Genomic DNA, 17,441 nt, shown 5'->3' with positions numbered 1-17,441 from the left:
GGTTCCCATGCGGCCGTCACGGTCGTCATCGCGCTCGGCGCGGCCGACGCCGTCGGGCCCCCGATCGCGGAGGGAGCGATGTCCGGGGCGTAGGCGCCGCACCCGGGGCACACGAGGGCCCCGTTGAGATGCCGTCGGCACGAGGAGCAGTAGTCCATCTGCGTTCTTCCTGGAGGTCGCACGGGAGATCGAACGGCTCGCAACGCTAACGAGGCTTTGGACGGGCTGTGTGCAGCCAAAGTGATGCTCCTGCGCAGATGTCCCAGGAAGTGTGTGTGGACCATGACCACTCAGACCTCACAGCACCCCTCCCGGCGCATACGGCGGCTCACCTCCAGCCAGTCCTCGGCCGCCCGCCGCTCCGTCGCGGCCTCGGAGGCGTCGGAGGCGGCGAAGGCACCGACCAGGTCCGACTGCTCGAAGAGCACACCCCCACGGAGCACCGCCACCGTACGGACCAGTTCGGCGAAGTCGGTGAACGGATCGCCGTCCACGAGCGTGAGGTCGGCGAGCTTGCCCTCCTCCACCGTGCCCAGGTCTGCGTCGGCGCCGAAGGCCCGCGCGGGCAGCAGGGTCGCGGTGCGCAGCGCCTGGGCCGGTGACAGGCCGGCGCGGTGCAGGGCGCGCAGGGCCAGGTGCAGATGCAGGCCGACCGGGACGAGCGGCTGGTCCGTGCCGAGCGCGACCAGTCCGCCGCCCGCGAGGATGCGCCGGTAGACGGCCATCTCCCTTGCCAGCGTGGCGAGTTGGGCGTCGGTGGGCGGCTGCCCGGCCCCTTCACGGACGAGCGCGGTGTCCCACGGCGGCATGAGCGCGGTGACCCGCGGATCCTGTGCGAGCGTGGGGTCGGCGCCCAGCAGGGCCAGCGAGGTGAACGGCGTGGCGACGAGGTGGAAGTCGGCGGCGGTGTAGATCTCCTCGACATCCTGGTACGTCCGCCCCGCCGCGGACGTCGCGTGCCCGAACTCCAGCCGCTGCGTCGCCTGGAGGTGGGTCGTCAGGTCGTGCCCCAGCTGCGCACCGGGACTGCACAGGTGGCTGCCGCTGCGCACCCCGAGCCGCTCGTGCCCGAAGTCCGCGGCCTCCTTCATCATCCACCCCGGGGCCCGCACGTACGTCTTCACGAAGTCCCAGTCCAGCGCGGCCCCGCGCGCGAGAGAGCGGTGCAGGCCCGCGCGGGTGCGGTGGGCGCGACCCATGCTGTAGGCGACCCGCGCCCCGTCGAGCAGCTCGCCGGTGGTCAGCAGCCGGGGTCCGGCCAGGGCACCGGCGGCGACCGCCTCCCGGACGCGGGCCTGTTCGTAGGCGAAGCCGCCCAGGGAGACGGCCGTCGTGATGCCGTAGGCGAGTTGGAGCGCGGTCTGGCGGCCGCCGTACGTGGTCTGCCAGGGGTGGGTGTGCGCGTCCCACAGGCCCGGGATCACGGTGCGCTCGCTCGCGTCGACGCGGTGTGCGGCGGGGCGGCCGGTGCGGTGCGGTGAGACCTCGGCGACCCGTCCGTCGCGGATCACGACGTCGACGTCCTCAAGGAGGTCCTCTCCGGTTCCGTCCCACAGGCGGCCCGCGTGCACGACCGTGTCCGCCGGGCGGGGCCTGCGGTAGTCCAGTGGGACGCGGACGGTCCGGGTCCCGCCGCTGCCGATGTCGACGAGGCGCAAGGTGCCGGCGGAGAGGTAGAGCAGGGTGCGGGCGTCGGCTGACCAGGACGGGTGGTCGGCGGGTTCGGTGGTGAGCCGGCGTGGTGCACCGTGCGGGGTGCCGTCGGCCCGGACCGGGAGCAGCCACAGCGCGGACTCGGCGATCACCGCCATCCAGCGGCCGTCCGGCGACCAGACGGGGCCGGAGTCGTAGCGGTCGGAGAGCGAGGTGTGCGGGGCGAGGGCGTGCAGGACGGCGGCCCCGGTGGCCGTGTCGACGACGCGGATGAGGTTGTAGCCCTCCCGGAAGCGCTGGTTGAGGCGGTTGCGGTCGCAGAGCGCCACGTAGCGGCCGTCGGGCGACCAGCTGGGCCGGCCGGGCAGCCCGCCCGCTCCGAGCGGGGCCGCGAGGACGCGTTCGGCGCCGTCGGGCAGTTCGCGCACCACGAGGTTGCCGGACACGTCCAGGCAGGCCAGTCGCGTCCCGTCGGGCGAGAGGGCGGGGAAGACACGGCCGCCCGCCGCGAGCACGCTCTCCGCGCCGGAGCCGAGGTCACGGCGGCGTACGGCGAACAGCCCGTCGCGGTCGTCGGCGTACACCAGCGCCGTGCCGTCGGGTGTCCAGGCCGGCGCAGACACATAGCGGGTGGCGGGCACCTGAAGCACCTTGCGAGGCGCTCGGCCGCCCGTCGTCCCGGCGGTCCACAGGGCGTTGAGCGCGGCGAAGGCGACGCTGCGGCCGTCCGGCGACAGGGCGGGCAGGTGCAGCGCGCGGACGGGACGGGCGCCCCCGCCCTCGAAGTCGTACGTCTTGCCGCGGTAGCGGGGCCGGTTCACCGGCAGCGTCGCCGTGAAGGGAATCTCCTCGCCGGCCCCCGGCGCGTCCGGGTCGACCAGGCGGAAGTGGCCGTCGACCGTGAGGAGCAGCCGCTCGGCGTCCGTCCAGCGGGGTGGGGCGGGGAGGACGTCGCCCTCCACGGCGACCGGGTCGCCGTCCACGACGAGGGTGCAGGAGGCGGCGGGTGCGGCGGTGGTGCGCAGGTGGGCCAGGCGCCCGGCGGGCGAGACGGCCGGGGTCATGAGCTGGGCGCCGGAGTCGTCGGTGTGCTCGACGGCGACGGCGCCCGACCCGTCGGCGGCCACGGAGGCGATGGTGGTCGCCCTGAGGACACCCGTCGCGGTGACGCCGGCCCGCACGAACAGCACCCGCTCGCCGTCGGGCGACCATGCCGGGTCGAAGTCCTCCCAGCGGGTGTCCTGGCCGGGGCCGTGCCGGCCGGGGCGTCCGGTGAGCCGGGTCAGCGCGCCGGTGCGCACGTCCAGGACCCAGATGCGATACGGGGCACCGGTGACGGTGTCTCCTCCGCGTTCGGAGGCGAACGCGATGCGAGTGCCGTCCGGCGACCAGGCCGGACCTCGGTCGTCCCACGGTCCGTCGGTGAGCTGCCGCAGCCCGGTGCCGTCGGGGCGCAGCGTCCAGAGGTGGAAGCCTCCGCCGCGGTAGGCGCAGACGACGAGGCGGCTGCCGTCGGGCGAGAACTGGGGGCGGGTGGGTTCCAGGCCCGGCGCGGTGATCGGGACCGCGGTGCCGCCCTTCCTCGGGAGGGACCAGAGCACGTTCTGCACCTCGGCGACCAGCCGTTCACCGGACGGGGCGAGGGTCGCGGAGCCGCCCGTGGCGGCGGTGAAGGAGAGGGACGTGGAGGCGGCGGCCGCGGCCGACGTGCCGAGGGTGGCCGACGCGGTGGCCGTGGCTGCCGCTGTCGCGGTGGCGGTGGCGGTCACCTGGAGGAATCTGCGGCGGGAGAGCGGGCCGCGACGGCGGGCGTCAGAGGTGTCTTCGAAGTCCAAGAGAGCTCCCAGGGCACGGAGTTGATGAGCCGGACAGGAGAGACCACTGAGGGCAACGTACGGCGCGGAACCCGGTTACGGGTCCCACCTCCGAGCGAAAATTTCGTGGAATCCAGCGACTCTTTCCCGCGGGCGGGTGCCTGGCGCATAGTGAGGGCGCTGCCCTGCGACCCACGAAGGGACGAGATGACGCGGAAGAAGGCCCTGGTGGTCCGAGGCGGATGGGAGGGGCATCAGCCGGTCCGGGCCACGGAGCTGTTCCTGCCCTTCCTGCGAAGCAACGGATACGCCGTCCGGATCGAGGAGAGCACCGACGTCTACGCCGACGCCGACGAGATGGCCGACACGGATCTCGTCGTGCAGTGCGTGACGATGTCGCAGATCAGCGCCGAGCGGTTGGCGGGACTGAGCGCGGCGGTCGTGGCCGGCACGGGTTTCACCGGCTGGCACGGCGGCATCGCCGACTCGTTCCGTGCCTCGGCCGACTATCTCCATCTGGTGGGCGGGCAGTTCGCGACCCATCCGGGCAAGGAGCCGTGCGAGCGCCGGGGCGGTCAGGAGGACAACTACCTGCCCCACGTCGTCAACATCACGGACCTGGGCCGCGAGCACCCCGTGACGGCGGGCGTCGGGGACTTCGAGCTGGACACCGAGCAGTACTGGGTGCTCCACGACGACCTGATCGACGTCCTGGCCACCACCACCCACCCCGCCCGGCCGTGGCAGCCGTGGCACCGCCCCGTCACCTCGCCGGCGATCTGGACCCGGCAGTGGGGCGCCGGGCGCGTCGTGGTGACGACACCGGGGCACAGCCTCGACGTCCTGGAGAACCCGAACGTCCGCACCGTCATCGAGAGGGGCATGCTGTGGGCGACGCGCACCGCATCGGCGTCGTAGGGCTCGGGGTCATCTCCCGCGCGTACCTGGACACGCTCGTCGGCCATCCCCGTGTGCGCGTCACCGCGGTCGCCGACCTCGACGCCGCCCGGTCGGCCGCGGTGGCCGCCGAGGTGCCCGGTGTCGAGGCGCTGACCGTCGAGGAGCTGTTGCGCAGCCCGGACGTGGACACGGTGCTGAACCTCACCGTCCCCGCCGCCCACGCCGAGATCGCCCTCGGCGCCATCGGCAACCGGAAGAACGTCTACGGCGAGAAGCCGCTGACCGCCGGCCTCGCCGACGCGCACGCCGTGATCGAGGCGGCCACGAAGGCGGGGGTCGGGGTGGGGTGCGCGCCCGACACCGTCCTCGGCACCGGCGTCCAGACGGCCCGGGCGGCCGTGGCGGCGGGGAGCATCGGGTGGCCCCAGTTCGCCACGGCCGTGATGGTCACTCCGGGGCACGAACGCTGGCATCCGAACCCCGACTTCTACTACACGGCCGGGGGCGGCCCGCTGCTGGACATGGGGCCGTACTACCTCGCCTCCCTGGTCCATCTGCTCGGTCCGGTGCGGGCCGTGGTGGGGGCCGCGGGCCGGCTGCGCGCCGAGCGCGTCATCGGGTCCGGCCCGCGCGCGGGCGAGCGGATTCCGGTCGAGGTGGACAGTCATGTCTCCGGAGTGCTGGAGCATGTGAACGGGACCCTGACGACGATCACGACGAGCTTCGACGGCGTGGCGACGACCGCCGCGCCGATCGAGGTGCACGGCGAGAGGGGCAGCCTCACCGTTCCGGATCCGAACCGCTTCGACGGCGAGGTGCGGCTCTTCGAACTCGGCGCCGCCCGGTGGCGTGCGCTCCCGCCCTCGGCGGGGTACGTCGACGGCGCCCGGGGCGTCGGACTGCTCGACTTCGTCACCGCCGACGAGCGGCGGGCGCCCCGCGCGAACGGCGAACTCGCCCTGCACGTACTGGAGACGATGAGCGCGCTCCTGCGCTCGTCGGCCGAGGGGCGCCGTATCGAGCTGTCGACGTCGGCGAAGGCTCCGGTCCTCGTTCCGCTGACGGCCGCGGAGGTCTGGAGAGGGCGCGCCGCGTCCTGACCCGCGCCGCGGTGAGCGCGGTCAGTCCACGGGCCATGTGTGCGCGGCCGCGTTCAGATGCATGTAATCCATGTACGTCGTGGTCATGCGCCGCAGCGCCTCGCCCCGGTCGGAGACGCCGGCCTTCTCCAACTGGTGCACCGTCTCCGCCTGCCACAGGGCGCCGTTGCGGGCGGAGACGCAGCGCTGCTCGACGATGCCCAGCAGGGGTTCGCGCCACGCCGCGTCCAGGCCGGCCAGCTCCAGGCCCCGATGGGCGAGGGGCAGCAGGCGCCGCAGCACCAGTTCCGCGACCGGTACTTCGCCCAGGCCGGGCCAGTACAGACGGGCGTCGATGCCGTCACGGGCCGCGGTGTGGAGGTTCTCCTCGGCGGCCGAGAACGACATCCGCGTCCAGATCGGCCGGTCCTCGTCGACCAGGGCGCGGGTGAGGCCGTAGTAGAAGGCGCCGTTGGCGATGATGTCGGCCACGGTGGGGCCGGCGGGCAGGACCCGGTTCTCGATGCGCAGATGCGGGCCGCTGTCGGTGACGGCGTAGACGGGACGGTTCCAGCGGTAGATCGTGCCGTTGTGCAGGGTCAGTTCGCCCAGTTGCGGAGCCCCGCCGCCGTCCAGCGCCTCCTGTGGGTCCTCGTCGTCGCACAGGGGCAGCAGCGCCGGGAAGTAGCGCACGTTCTCCTCGAACAGGTCGAAGACGCTGGTGATCCACCGTTCACCGAACCACACCCGGGGTCGTACGCCCTGGGCCTTGATCTCCTGCGGGCGGGTGTCGGTGGCCTGTTCGAACAGGGGGATGCGGGTCTCGCGCCACAGCTCCTTGCCGAAGAGGAAGGGCGAGTTCGCCGCGAGGGCGATCTGTACGCCCGCGACGGCCTGGGCCGCGTTCCAGTAGTCGGCGAAGTCCTTCGGTGCGACCTGGAGGTGGAACTGGGTGCTGGTGCAGGCGGCCTCGGGGGTGATGGTGTCGGCGTACGTCGACAGTCGCTCGACGCCGTCCACCGTGATCCGCAGGTCCTCGCCGCGGGCCGCGAAGATCTGCTCGTTGAGCAGCCGGTAGCGCGGGTCGCCGGACAGGGCCCGCTCGCCGACGTGCGCCTCCCCCAGGGTCGGCAGAATGCCAATCATGATCAGGTGGGCGCCCACGGCCGCGGCGCGGTCCTCGGCGTGGTTGAGCGCGTCACGGATCGCCTGTTCCCAGGCGCCGGGGCCGCCGGTCGTCAGCTCCCGGGGCGGGATGTTGATCTCCAGGTTGAAGCGGCCCAGCTCGCTCGACCAGGACGGATCGGCGATCGCCTGGAGGACCTCGGTGTTGCGCATCGCCGGCAGTCCGTCGTCGTCCACCAGGTTGAGCTCGATCTCCAGCCCGACCCGGGGCCGCTCGCTCTCGAAGGTCGACTCGCGCAGCATCTGCGCCAGCACATCGAGGCAGCTGTGCATCTTCTCCCGGTAGCGACGGCGATCCTCACGTGTGAACACCAGGGCCGGCACGTCACGTCCCATCAGTGCCCTCCCGAGCTTCCTCGGCGGATACCTCTCGTCCCAGCGTCGCACTTCGGACGGCACCCGGACAGTCGGCCCGGGGACGACGCCCCTGGACGCGGTGCGACCGGACGGGAGCACGCCTCCCGCGTGGCCCCGCGCCGCCGCCCATGTGCCCGCCCGGCGTACGCCTCGCGCCCCCGCCGTCTCCCCTTGTCGTCTCCCCCGCCCCCACCTAGCCTGAATTTGTGCCGCTAATAAACAAAACCCGAACGCACAACGCCGTGCCGGGCCCCGAGAACGACCTCACCCTCCTCCGCATCGCCCTGACCACCTTCTTCGCCCTCGACGGATTCATCTTCGCCGGGTGGGTCGTCCGCATCCCCGCCATCAAGGAGCAGACCGGCGCCTCCGCCAGCGCCCTGGGCCTCGCCCTTCTCGGCGTCTCCGCCGGAGCCGTCGTCACGATGGTGCTCACCGGCCGCCTCTGCCGCCGCTACGGCAGCCACCTCGTCACCGTCGTCTGCGGCATCCTGCTCTCCCTCAGCGTCGCCCTGCCCCCGCTGACCCACTCCGCGCCGGCCCTCGGCGCCGTCCTGCTGCTCTTCGGCGCCGCCTACGGAGGCATCAACGTCGCGTTCAACAGCGCGGCGGTCGATCTGGGCCGAGCTCTGAAGCGGCCCATCATGCCCAGCTTCCACGCCGCCTTCAGCCTGGGCGGCATGATCGGCGCCGGTCTCGGCGGGCTCGTCGCCGGGGCGCTGTCCCCCACCCGGCATCTGCTCGGCCTCACCGTGATCGGGCTGGTCGTCACCGCCCTGGCGGGCCGCGTCCTGCTGCGCGTCCGGTCCCCGGAACCTCCCGAGAGCTCACGGAAGGACGAGGCCGCGCCCCGCCGCCTGGACGCCCGGACCCGTCGACTCGTCGTCACCTTCGGCCTGATCGCCCTGTGCACGGCCTACGGCGAGGGAGCGCTGGCCGACTGGAGCGCCCTGCACCTGGAACAGGACCTCCACGCCACACCGGGCGCGGCGGCGGTCGGCTACTCCTGCTTCGCGCTCGCCATGACCGTCGGCAGGCTCACCGGCGCCTGGCTGCTGGAGCGCCTGGGACAGACCCGCACCCTCGTCTCGGGTGGCGCGACCGCCGCGGCCGGGATGCTCCTCGGCGCACTCGCCCCCTCCCTCTGGGCGGCGCTCCTCGGCTTCGTGATCACCGGGCTCGGCCTCGCCAACCTCTTCCCCGTCGCCGTCGAACGCGCCGGAACACTGGCCGGACCCGACGGAGTCGCGATCGCCTCCACCCTCGGCTACGGCGGCATGCTCCTGGGCCCGCCCGCCATCGGCTTCATGGCGGACTGGTTCTCCCTTCCCCTCGCGCTCACCAGCGTCGCCGCCCTCGCCGCCACGGCAGCGGTCGTCGGACTCCTCACGCGACGAGCGGCGACGCGCGGGCCGGCGGCCAGGGGTTGAGCCTCGGTCACCCGCCAACAGACGTTCAGGGAAAGGCGAGTTGGGGCAGGTGATGCACACGAGTCGCGCCGCGGGGAATAACGTGGGCGTACACGACCGGTGTTCACCGGCCTCGTGGTTCCGACTACACGGATACGGGAGCGTCCATGACCGATGAGCCGGAGAACTCCGGGCAGGAGGCACTGCCCAAGATCGACACCTCGGTGCCGCAGTCGGCTCGGATCTGGAACTACTGGCTGGGCGGAAAGGACAACTACGAAGTCGACCGGGTGGCCGGTGACGCCTTCCGCAAGATCTTCCCCGGTATCGAGACCGGAGCCCGTGCCGCCCGGTACTTCCTCGCCCGCGCCGTTCGTCATCTGGCCGCCGAGGAGGGCATCCGGCAGTTCCTGGACATCGGCACCGGGCTGCCCAGCGTGGACAACACCCATGAGATCGCGCAGCGACTCGCCCCGGACAGCCGGATCGTCTACGTCGACAACGACCCGTTGGTGCTGGCCCACGCCCGCGCGCTGCTCACCAGCACCCCGGAGGGCGTCACCAACTACGTCGACGCCGACCTGCGCGACCCGGGCACCATCGTGCGCGAAGCCGGGAAGACGCTGAACTTCGACCAGCCGGTCGCCCTCATGCTGATGGGCATCCTGGGCCACATCGAGGACTACGACGAGGCCCGCTCGATCGTGCGGCAGCTGGTGGACGCGCTGCCCTCCGGCAGCTACCTCGTGCACTACGACAGCACCGACACCAGCGAGTCCTACGTCCAGGCCATCCAGCAGTACAACGACGGCGGCTCGATCCCGTACATCCTGCGCAGCCCCGAGCAGATCGCGGGCTTCTTCGACGGTCTGGACCTACTCGAACCCGGTGTGGCCTCGTGCTCGCGCTGGCGTCCCGACGCCGGTGCCTGGGGTCTGCCCGCGGAGGTGCACCAGTACGGCGGTGTGGCCCGCAAGCGCTGAACCCCGCGGCGAGCGGCCGCCGGTCCCCGCCTGCCGCCGGACCACACCGCGGATCAGGTCTCCTGGAGGACGCGATGGAGAATCGTCGGAGTCTCGTCCGGCGATTCGGCCTCGACCACCAGGCGGTTCATGACATCCCAGTAGCGCTCGATCTCGTGCGGCCGGTCGGGATAGAGGGCGGTCGCGAGCCGCTCCAGACAGACCACGTCGGGCAGGAGACCGCCGGGCAGGCGCAGGATGGTCACCGGGCCGGCTTCCGCGGCGTGGCCGCCGGCGAGGAACGGCATGATCTGGACGGTGACGTTCGGGCGTCGGCAGCTCTCGATGAGATGCCTGAGCTGATCGCGCATCACGTCGCGACCGCCCACCGGGCGGCGCAGCGCCGCCTCGTCGATCACGGCCCAGAGCCGCGCCGCCGGCCGGCGGTGCAGGATCCGCCGCCGTGTCATCCTCAGCGCGCACCGCCGGTCGACCTCCCGCGCACCGGCGTCCGGGTGGGCGAGCCGGAGGGAGGCGCGCGCGTAGTCAGGCGTCTGGAGCACGTGGGGAACACGCTGGACCTCGAAGCAGCGGATGAGGCTCGCCGCCTGTTCGACCCCGAGGTAGGCCTGCGTCCAGGCGGGCACCACATCACCGTAGTACTGCCACCAGGCAGGTGCGTTGGCCTGTTCGGCCAGGGTCAGCAGGGTGGCACGCTCGGCCTCGTCCGTGACGCCGTAGTGGGTGAGCAGATCGGCCACGTCACGCGGTTTGACCCCGTGGCGGCCACCCTCCAGTCGGCTGATCTTGGACCGGGAGGCACGGATGGCCTGCCCCGCCGCCACCCGGGAGACGCACCGCTCCTCCCGCAGCCTGCGCAGCCGGACCCCCAGCACCAGACGCGACACCATGGGCCCGGCCGACCCACCGTCCACAACGCTGCTGTCGGCCGGGGTGTAACGCGGCCTCGTCGGGGCGCATAGGCATTCTCCCTGCGGTGTCCGCGACTCGGCGCGCAGACGAGCGGTGCGGCCGCCATCCTAGGGGCTGTCGGGTACGTGATCTTCGAGTCCCGGGGATGAACTCCGGCTCGGTCGCGGGCGTGACGGACCGGTTCTCCCCGCCCGTTGTCCACCCCGCCCCGGGTCCGCATCATGACCGGATGGCGCGACTCCACGACATCGTCATCGACTGTGCCCACCCGGCCGCCACGGCCCGCTTCTGGGCCGCCGCACTCGACGGTTACGCCGTCGCCCCGTACGACGACGCCGAGCTCGCGCGTCTGCGGGCGCTGGGGATCGCCGGCCCGGAGGAGGATCCGACCGTGCTCGTCGAGGCCTTTGGCGGTGGCCCGCGTCTGTGGTGTCAGCTCGTGCCGGAGCCGAAGCGGGTGAAGAACCGCCTGCACCTGGACCTGGTCTCCGGCGCCCCGGAGGCGGAGATCGGGCGGCTCACCGGCCTCGGTGCGACCGTTCTGGCCCGTCACGAGGACCACTGGGTCCTGGCCGACCCGGAGGGCAACGAGTTCTGCCTCTTCCCCACCGCGTCCTGAACCGGCGCCACCCCTCGACCGCACTCCATCCGGCACACTCACCCCCATGGAGACAGCCGACTTCGTTCGAACCCTCGACCACGAGGGCCAGCTGCTGTTCGCGGCCGCCGAAGAGGCCGGGCCGGACGCCAAGGTGCCGACCTGTCCCGACTGGCAGGTGCGCGATCTGCTGCGGCACACGGGGATGGTGCACCGCTGGGCGGCGGCGTTCGTCGCCGAGGGGCACACCGCCTACCACCCCGACGGCGGCCTGCCCGACCTGGACGGCACCGCGTTGCTCACCTGGTTCAGGGAGGGGCATCGTCACCTCGTCGACACCCTCGCCGACGCCCCCGCCGACGTGCGGTGCTGGCACTTTCTGCCCGCGCCGTCGCCCCTCGCGTTCTGGGCCCGCCGGCAGGCGCACGAGACGACCGTGCACCGCTTCGACGCCGAGACGGCCCGCGGGGGCACGCCGAGCGGGATCGACGCCGGCTTCGCGGCGGACGGTGTCGACGAGTTGCTGCGGGCCTTCCACGCCCGGCCGAAGAGCCGGGTCCGCAGTGCCGAGCCCCGGGTGCTGCGGGTGCGGGCGACGGACACGGACGACGCCGTGTGGACCGTACGGTTGTCGCAGGAGCCGCCCGCGGCCGAGCGGGGCGGCTCCGACCGGGCCGACTGCGAGATCTCCGGGCCGGTCGCGCGGCTGTATCTGTCGCTGTGGAACCGGCTGCCCTTCCCCCAGGTGACCGGCGACGCCTCGCTCGCCACGCTGTGGCGGGAGAACTCCGCCGTCACCTGGAGCTGACCCCGGGCCCTACGCGGGTCCGAACCCGGGCCCTGCGCCGGTCAGTCGGCCAGCATCCTCGTCAACACCGCACGCTGCACCGGCAGCACCGCGCCGTGCAGCGTGCGCCCTTTCGCCGTGAGACACACCTTCACGCCCCGCCGGTCCTCGGGGCACATGCCGCGCTCGACGAGCCCGTCCTTCTCCAGCCGGGCGATCAGCCGCGACAGGGCGCTCTGGCTCAGGTGGACGCGCTCGGAGATCTCCTGCACGCGGTACGACGGGCACGAGCCGTCCGCCAGCACGTCCAGGACCTCGAAGTCGCTTGCGCACAGGCCGTGTCGGCCGAGGACGCGGTCGAGTTCGCACTGCGTGCGCGCGTGCAGCGCCAGGATGTCGTGCCAGTGGTCCACCAGCGCCTGCTCGGGCTTCTCCGCCGCCATGGGCGCACCGTAGCAGAGAACCGCAATTATTGCATCGGCATTAAATGCACTTGCAGTTGATGCATGCGCATGTAGTGTCGTCGCCATGACCTCTCCGCTCACCACCCCGGCGTCCGACGGACGCTGGACCCCCCGGCTGTGGGGCACCCTGCTGGTGCTGTGCGCCGCTATGTTCCTGGACGCGCTGGACGTGTCGATGGTCGGCGTCGCCCTGCCGTCCATCGGCGCCGACCTGGGCCTGTCCACCTCGACCCTCCAGTGGATCGTCAGTGGCTACATCCTCGGCTACGGCGGCCTGCTGCTCCTCGGCGGACGGACCGCCGACCTGCTGGGCCGACGCCAGGTCTTCCTGGTGGCCCTCGCCGTCTTCGCGCTCGCCTCACTGCTCGGCGCGCTCGTCGACTCGGGCGCGCTGCTGATCGCCAGCCGTTTCGTCAAGGGCCTGGCCGCCGCCTTCACCGCGCCCGCCGGCCTGTCCATCATCACCACCACGTTCGCCGAGGGCCCGGTACGCAACCGCGCGCTGGCGATCTACACCACCTGTGCCGCCACCGGCTACTCGATGGGGCTCGTCTTCTCCGGCCTGCTCACCGAGGCCAGTTGGCGCCTGACCATGCTGCTCCCGGCGCCCGTCGCGCTGACAGCCCTGGTCGCCGGCCTGAAGCTGCTCCCGCGCAGCGAGCGCGAACGGACGACCGGCGGTTACGACGTCCCCGGCGCCATCCTCGGCACCGCCTCGATGCTGCTGCTCGTGTTCACCGTCGTCGAGGCACCCGAGGTGGGCTGGGGCTCGGCCCGCACGGTCCTGTCCTTCGTCGCCGTCGTCGTCCTGCTGACGGCCTTCGTCCGCGTCGAGCTGCGCAGCCCGAGCCCGCTGATCCGCCTGGGCGTGCTGCGCTCGGGAGCCCAGGTGCGGGCCCAGCTCGGGGCGTTGACGTTCGTCGGCAGCTACATCGGCTTCCAGTTCCTGGTCACGCTGTACATGCAGCAGCTGCTCGGCTGGTCAGCGCTGCACACAGCCCTGGCCTTCCTGCCGGCGGGCGCGCTCGTGGCGCTGTCGGCGACGAAGGTCGGTGCGGTCATCGACCGGTTCGGCACGGCCCGGCTGATCGCGATCGGCTTCGCCCTGATGGTCGCGGGCTATGTCCTGTTCCTGCGCATCGACCTCGACCCGGCCTACGCGGCGGTCATCCTGCCCACGATGCTGCTGGTCGGCTCGGCCTTCGCACTGACCTTCCCCTCGCTCAACGTCCAGGCCACGAACGGCGTCGACGAACACGAGCAGGGCATGGTCTCGGGCCTGCTCAACACCTCGGTCCAGGTGGGCGGTGCACTCTTCCTGGCCGTCGTGACGGCGGTCCTGACGGCGAACACGCCCGAGAAGACCGCGTCCCCGCAGGCGGTCCTCGACAGCTACCTGCCCGCTCTGGCCGTGGTCACGGCGATCGCGGTCGCGGGCCTGCTGATCGCCCTCACCGGACTGCGCCCGCGGCGCACACGGCAGAGCGTCGTGGTCGCCAGGTCCACCATGAAGGAGGCGGAAGCGGAGCGCGTGGCGGTCCGCGACTGAAGGGGGACGCCTCCGACACCGTGCGCCCGGCGAAGCCGCTTGCTCCACCGGGCGCACGGCTGTTTGACTCGGGGTATGGAGAGTCACGGGGGACGGCGCCGTCAGGCCGAGCGGGACGCGATGACCGTCGAGATCGGGTACGCGCTGTTCAGTGCCGCGTTCGCGGCGGCGGTGGTGTTCGGGGCGATCGTCGGGCCGGTGTTCGTCTTCGACGTGTTGCAGGGCGCGCGCGGCACACTCGTCAGCGTGGGCGCCACCGTCGCGGTGGTGCTGTTCTTCGCCCGGGTCGTCAGCGTCCTGACCCGGTTCCGGAAGCGGTCTCAGCCCAACCAGCCCGGCCGTACCAGCCCGGACTCGTAGGCCAGCACCACGAGTTGGGCCCGGTCCCGGGCGCCGAGCTTCACCATCGTGCGGCTGACGTGGGTCTTCGCGGTGAGCGGGCTGACCACCAGGCGGCGGGCGATCTCCTCGTTGGACAGCCCGATGCCGACCAGCGCCATCACCTCCCGTTCGCGCTCGGTGAGTTCGGTGAGAGCACCGGCCGCCACGGGCTCCTTGGAGCGGGCGGCGAACTCGGCGATCAGACGCCGGGTCACACCAGGCGACAGCAGCGCGTCACCCTCGACCACCGCCCGTACGGCACGCAGGAGTTCCTCCGGCTCGGTGTCCTTGACCAGGAACCCGGAGGCGCCCGAGCGGATGGCCTCGAAGACGTACTCGTCGAGTTCGAAGGTGGTGAGCATGACCACCTTGACGCCGGTCAGCTCACCGTCCCCGGTGATCCGGCGGGTCGCGGCGAGACCGTCGAGGAGCGGCATGCGGATGTCCATCAGGACGACGTCGGGCCGCAGTTCGCGCACCTTGCGCAGCGCGTCCTCGCCGTCGGCGGCCTCGGCGGCCACGTCGATGTCGGGCTGGGCGTCGAGCAGCGCCCGGAAACCGGCCCGCACCAGTGACTGGTCGTCGGCGAGCAGTACGCGGATCACCGGTCCTCCTTGACGTCGCTGTTCGGTTCGCCGGCGGGTGCCTGCAACGGCAGTACGGCGAGCACCCGGAACCCCCCGTCGGCACGCGGGCCCGCCTCGATCGTGCCACCGAGCGCGGCAGCCCGCTCCCGCATTCCGGCGAGTCCGTTGCCGCTGCCGCCCGCGTCGGCTCCGGTCGCCGGACCGTCGTCGTCGATCCGCAGCCGGAGCGTCGTGCGGTCGTCGTGATCGAGGTACACGCGTGCGTGCCGCGAGCCCGAGTGGCGTACGACATTGGTGAGGGCCTCCTGGACGATCCGGAAGGCAGCCAGGTCCGTGCCGGGCGCCAGGCGGGGCGGCTCGCCCTCGACCTCGACGGTGAGGCCCGCACTCGCGGCCTGCTCCACCAGTTCGGGCAGCCGGTCGAGGCCGGGCGCCGGGGCGCGGGGGGCGTCGCCGGGGGTACGCAGGGTGTCCAGGACCTGGCGGACCTCGCCGAGCGCCTCCTTGCTCTGGGCCTTGATGGTGGTGAGCGCCGTGCGCGCCTGCTCAAGATCGGTGTCGAGCAGCGCCAGGCCCACGCCCGCCTGCACATTGATCACGCTGATGCTGTGCGCGAGGACGTCGTGCAGTTCGCGGGCGATCCGCAGCCGCTCCTCGTCGGCACGCCGCCGCGCCGCCTGCGCCCGCTCGGCCCGCTCCTTCGCCCACTGCTCGCGCCGGGTCCTGGCCAGCTCGGACACCGCCAGGATCGCCGCCACCCAGGCGGCGATCACGCCCTCCTGCCCCCAGGGCGCGGCCGGGTCACCGGACGGCGGCAGCCACCGGTACAGCCAGTGGGCCACCAGGGCGTGCCCGGCCCAGAACACGCCGACCGCCGCCCAGGCGGCCTTGCGGTGCCCCGTGAGGATGGCGTTGAAGCAGGCCACCGCCACGGCCAGGAAGACCGGTCCGTAGGGGTAGCCGGCGCCCAGGTAGAGCGTGGCGGCCACCGACGTCCCGAACACGACGGCCACCGGATACCGCTTGCGCCACAACAGCAGTCCCGACGCCACGAGCAGCAGCACTCGTGCGAAGGGGTCGAGATGCTCCCGGTGGCCCCCCTGGCCCTCGGCCGCGAAGTTCGAACCGGCCATCACGAAGGCCGTGATCAGCAGGGTGGAGCGCCAGGGCAGGCGAGGCGCGTGCTCCTCGTCGTCCCAGCGGTTCCACCACGGCGGCCCGTGCCGCCACCACATCGGCGGACCGCCGAACCGGCGTCCTTGCTGCTCGTCCATGTCCGCCACGCTAGACGCGATGACCGCCGGGCGGCGTCACCCGCGCGTGGTGATCACACGTACTCCCGGCGAAGTACGTCGGCGGCGAGCCGCATCGTCACCGGCAGCAGCACGACACGGAAGACGACCCCGGACGTGGCGTACGACAGGAAGGACGGTGTGCACCGGAATGCTCGGCTCGGGGAACCGCTGCCGGTGCCCTGCCGGCTCGCGTCGGTCTACGGCCGCTCGTCCACCAGGCCGACCCCGTGCGCGAGGCGGCCCGCCGCATGCCGGAAGAACGTCTCCCGGTCCGCCACGACCCGGTTGAACTGCCCGAACAGCTCGAACCCGACGAGCCCGAAGAGCTGGGCCCAGGCGGCGACGAGGGCCGCGACGTTCGCCGGGGGGAGGCCGGGGGCCAGGTCGGCGGTCATGCGCTCGGCCTCGGGGCGCAGTTCGGCGGGCAGGGGTTCCGGTTCGGTGAGGGCCGACGCCCCGTGCGCGTCGCGCAGGATGCCGATGAGGACGAGGCCGACGCGGGAGGCGGGCGGGACCGTGGTGTCGGGCGCGGTGTACCCGGGCACGGGCGAGCCGTAGATCAGCGCGTACTCGTGCGGATGCCGGAGCGCCCAGTCCCGTACGGCCTCCGCCACCGCCGTCCAGCGCGGAACCGGCCCGGCGTCGACGGCCTTGTCGTGCGCGGCCTCGGCGCTCTCGCCGAGGGAGTCGTAGGCGTCGATGATGAGCGCGGTCAGCAGGTCGTCGCGGCTGGGGAAGTAGCGGTAGAGCGCGGAGGAGACCATGCCGAGCTCACGGGCCACGGCGCGCAGCGAGAGCTTGGCGGCACCCTCGGCCGCGAGCTGTCTGCGCGCCTCGTCCTTGATGGCCGCGGTGACTTCCATCCGCGCGCGGGCGCGGGCGCCCTGTGCTGTGCTGCTCATGTGGGGAAGTCTCCCACGAAACAGAGCAGTGCACACAAGCGAGAGCACTGCTCTTGCTTTGGGTCGGGGAGTTCGTGCACACTGCTCTCAAGCGAGAGCACCGCTCTCTCAATCGTTCGGACTCCGGGGGTCACCATGACATCGCCGTACTACCTCAAGGGCAGCCCGCTGAACGTCCGCCTCAACAGCGTCATCGGCTGGCTGGCCCGGCACGGGCTCAGCATCGCGGGCACGGCGGAGATGTCGGTGCGCGGGCGCAAGAGCGGCAGGATGCAGCGCATTCCGGTCAACCCGCACACGTACGACGGCACGCGGTACCTCGTCTCGGCCCGCGGCCACTCCCAGTGGGTGCGCAACATGCGCGCCGCCGGCGGCGGGGAGCTGCGCGTCGGACGCAAGGTGCGTGAGTTCGCCGCGGTGGAGCTTCCCGACGAGGAGAAGCTCCCGATTCTGCGGACCTACCTGGAGAAGTGGGGCTGGGAGGTCAACCAGTACTTCCAGGGGGTCACCGCGAAGTCCTCCGACGAGGAGCTCATCGCGGCGGCCCCGGACCACCCGGTCTTCCGGATCACCGTCGAGAAGTGAC

16 protein-coding genes are annotated in these 17,441 nt (G+C 72.3%); 9 read left to right on the top strand and 7 right to left on the bottom strand.

Annotation, left to right across the window (positions count from 1 at the left end; all coding sequences use genetic code 11):
- Window positions 1-290 precede the first annotated feature (290 nt).
- The gene (locus ACFU95_RS39255) at window positions 291-3,488 is read right to left on the bottom strand and encodes an amidohydrolase family protein (protein WP_383838634.1); all 3,198 of its coding nucleotides are present in this window, start codon (window positions 3,486-3,488) and stop codon (window positions 291-293) included.
- A gap of 186 nt (window positions 3,489-3,674) precedes the next feature.
- Here ACFU95_RS39255 and ACFU95_RS39250 point away from each other — a divergent pair, with 186 nt between their 5' ends.
- Window positions 3,675-4,385 (top strand): ThuA domain-containing protein, encoded by a 711-nt coding sequence (locus ACFU95_RS39250; protein ID WP_383838630.1) that lies wholly within the window; start codon window positions 3,675-3,677, stop codon window positions 4,383-4,385.
- Complete coding sequence (locus ACFU95_RS39245; RefSeq protein WP_383838627.1) at window positions 4,355-5,467, top strand: Gfo/Idh/MocA family protein; 1,113 nt, start codon at window positions 4,355-4,357, stop codon at window positions 5,465-5,467. Before ACFU95_RS39250 ends, ACFU95_RS39245 begins: the two co-directional genes overlap by 31 nt.
- Before the next feature lie 21 nt (window positions 5,468-5,488).
- Here ACFU95_RS39245 and ACFU95_RS39240 read toward each other — a convergent pair whose 3' ends face one another.
- Window positions 5,489-6,967, bottom strand: a complete 1,479-nt coding sequence (locus tag ACFU95_RS39240) for a glutamate--cysteine ligase (protein ID WP_383838624.1) — start codon at window positions 6,965-6,967, stop codon at window positions 5,489-5,491.
- A gap of 263 nt (window positions 6,968-7,230) precedes the next feature.
- Between ACFU95_RS39240 and ACFU95_RS39235 the strand changes: the two genes are divergently transcribed.
- Window positions 7,231-8,418 carry an MFS transporter gene (locus tag ACFU95_RS39235; protein ID WP_383838621.1) on the top strand — a complete coding sequence of 396 codons (1,188 nt, stop codon included), beginning with the start codon at window positions 7,231-7,233 and terminating at the stop codon, window positions 8,416-8,418.
- Between the two features lie 146 nt (window positions 8,419-8,564).
- Window positions 8,565-9,380 carry an SAM-dependent methyltransferase gene (locus ACFU95_RS39230; RefSeq protein WP_383838618.1) on the top strand — a complete coding sequence of 272 codons (816 nt, stop codon included), beginning with the start codon at window positions 8,565-8,567 and terminating at the stop codon, window positions 9,378-9,380.
- A 53-nt stretch (window positions 9,381-9,433) separates the two neighbouring features.
- Here ACFU95_RS39230 and ACFU95_RS39225 read toward each other — a convergent pair whose 3' ends face one another.
- Window positions 9,434-10,270 carry a helix-turn-helix domain-containing protein gene (locus ACFU95_RS39225; protein WP_383838615.1) on the bottom strand — a complete coding sequence of 279 codons (837 nt, stop codon included), beginning with the start codon at window positions 10,268-10,270 and terminating at the stop codon, window positions 9,434-9,436.
- Between the two features lie 251 nt (window positions 10,271-10,521).
- On the opposite strand from ACFU95_RS39225, the gene ACFU95_RS39220 reads away from it, so the two are divergent.
- The gene (locus tag ACFU95_RS39220; protein WP_383838612.1) at window positions 10,522-10,911 is read left to right on the top strand and encodes a VOC family protein; all 390 of its coding nucleotides are present in this window, start codon (window positions 10,522-10,524) and stop codon (window positions 10,909-10,911) included.
- A gap of 46 nt (window positions 10,912-10,957) precedes the next feature.
- Window positions 10,958-11,698, top strand: coding sequence for a maleylpyruvate isomerase family mycothiol-dependent enzyme (locus ACFU95_RS39215; protein WP_383838609.1), 741 nt, complete (start codon window positions 10,958-10,960; stop codon window positions 11,696-11,698).
- Window positions 11,699-11,739: 41 nt separating this feature from the next.
- Here ACFU95_RS39215 and ACFU95_RS39210 read toward each other — a convergent pair whose 3' ends face one another.
- Window positions 11,740-12,120 (bottom strand): MarR family winged helix-turn-helix transcriptional regulator, encoded by a 381-nt coding sequence (locus ACFU95_RS39210; protein WP_383838606.1) that lies wholly within the window; start codon window positions 12,118-12,120, stop codon window positions 11,740-11,742.
- An 85-nt stretch (window positions 12,121-12,205) separates the two neighbouring features.
- Between ACFU95_RS39210 and ACFU95_RS39205 the strand changes: the two genes are divergently transcribed.
- Both ACFU95_RS39205 and ACFU95_RS39200 read left to right on the top strand, forming a co-directional pair.
- Window positions 12,206-13,690 (top strand): MFS transporter, encoded by a 1,485-nt coding sequence (locus ACFU95_RS39205; protein ID WP_383838603.1) that lies wholly within the window; start codon window positions 12,206-12,208, stop codon window positions 13,688-13,690.
- 75 nt (window positions 13,691-13,765) lie between these two features.
- Complete coding sequence (locus tag ACFU95_RS39200) at window positions 13,766-14,050, top strand: DUF6332 family protein (RefSeq protein WP_383838600.1); 285 nt, start codon at window positions 13,766-13,768, stop codon at window positions 14,048-14,050.
- On the opposite strand, the gene ACFU95_RS39195 is transcribed toward ACFU95_RS39200, so the two are convergent.
- The 3 genes from ACFU95_RS39195 to ACFU95_RS39185 form a co-directional block, all read right to left on the bottom strand.
- Entirely contained in the window at window positions 14,011-14,676 is a 666-nt protein-coding gene (locus ACFU95_RS39195; RefSeq protein ID WP_383838597.1) for a response regulator, read from the bottom strand. The two genes, ACFU95_RS39200 and ACFU95_RS39195, sit on opposite strands and share 40 nt — an antisense overlap.
- Window positions 14,673-15,932 (bottom strand): sensor histidine kinase, encoded by a 1,260-nt coding sequence (locus tag ACFU95_RS39190; RefSeq protein WP_383838594.1) that lies wholly within the window; start codon window positions 15,930-15,932, stop codon window positions 14,673-14,675. The genes ACFU95_RS39195 and ACFU95_RS39190 overlap by 4 nt, the downstream gene beginning before the upstream one ends.
- 218 nt (window positions 15,933-16,150) lie before the next feature.
- Complete coding sequence (locus tag ACFU95_RS39185; RefSeq protein ID WP_383838591.1) at window positions 16,151-16,855, bottom strand: TetR/AcrR family transcriptional regulator; 705 nt, start codon at window positions 16,853-16,855, stop codon at window positions 16,151-16,153.
- A 135-nt stretch (window positions 16,856-16,990) separates the two neighbouring features.
- Here ACFU95_RS39185 and ACFU95_RS39180 point away from each other — a divergent pair, with 135 nt between their 5' ends.
- Complete coding sequence (locus ACFU95_RS39180) at window positions 16,991-17,440, top strand: nitroreductase family deazaflavin-dependent oxidoreductase (RefSeq protein WP_383838588.1); 450 nt, start codon at window positions 16,991-16,993, stop codon at window positions 17,438-17,440.
- The last annotated feature ends 1 nt before the right edge of the window (window position 17,441 follow it).

Source organism: Streptomyces sp. NPDC057623 (genome assembly GCF_042800355.1).
Taxonomy (GTDB): domain Bacteria; phylum Actinomycetota; class Actinomycetes; order Streptomycetales; family Streptomycetaceae; genus Streptomyces.
The sequence above is the reverse complement of the archived record's forward strand: the minus strand, read 5'-3'. Positions and strand labels throughout refer to the sequence as shown.